Annotated in this window: 2 pseudogenes; both read right to left on the bottom strand. The window is 66.9% G+C overall.

The features are described 5' to 3' along the window. Nucleotides 1-471, bottom strand: a pseudogene (locus CWO89_RS48715) (TniQ family protein); the annotation flags it as partial. A gap of 66 nt (nucleotides 472-537) precedes the next feature. After that, a pseudogene (locus tag CWO89_RS49025) lies at nucleotides 538-801 on the bottom strand (TniQ family protein); the annotation flags it as partial. Nucleotides 802-807: the final 6 nt, after the last annotated feature.

Here is an 807-nt window from a genome sequence, read left to right on the forward strand (position 1 = left end):
GTCGCCAACGGCGCGAACATAGGCCGCCAGCAAAGCCGCGAGGTCGACGCCAGGCGGCTGCGCTCGCGCAGACCGCGGCGATCCCTGACGCGCGTCGATGAAATCCGCGAAACGCGCGATCAACCCGTCACTGCCGCCTGCGGCCATTGTTGGTCGACGGCGCCGGACGAAGGCAGCGGCCCCAGCGGCCATGAGCCTATCGTCGGCCCTTTGCGCGAGCTGCTCGAAGCAACGGATTCGCGCCGACGCCGACAGGTTGGCGAGCGGCCGACCAGAGCCGACGCCGGCGAGGACTGGAACGCGCAGCAGGCGCGCGACCCATTCGTGGATCGCCGACGAACTCTTGGCGATTTCCGCCTTGCAGATATCGTCAATCGACCGCTCCAACCGCTGTGCCGCCGCCTCGACCGATATCTTGGCTCCGCGGCGCAAGTCGAAACCGCAGCGCACGCAGACATATTGCGGGATCAACTCCGTCTGAGCGAACGGCGCTATCCCGCTGCGGCAGGCGGGACATCGGTCCCGCAGCCCGCAGCCATGCCGGAAGCAGGATATCCGCGACGCGAGTCGCCATGACCGCCGGAAATAAGGAGCGCGATCATCGGCAAGACACAAAGCGCAATACTGGATCCAAGTCGAACGGCTACGGCGCGTGGTGTCACGTAAGGGCAGCAGAAGCGGCGCCAACGCCCCATCCGTCATCGCCATCTCCGATATCGCCTCGGGCGCAACACCCGTCCGAACGCCGAGCCAGGCCGCGAGGTCTTGGGAAAGGCGCAGATCGAGGCTGGGGGACCACATCCCGCC

Origin of the sequence: Bradyrhizobium sp. Leo170 (genome assembly GCF_004296405.1) — a bacterium.
GTDB lineage: Bacteria > Pseudomonadota > Alphaproteobacteria > Rhizobiales > Xanthobacteraceae > Bradyrhizobium.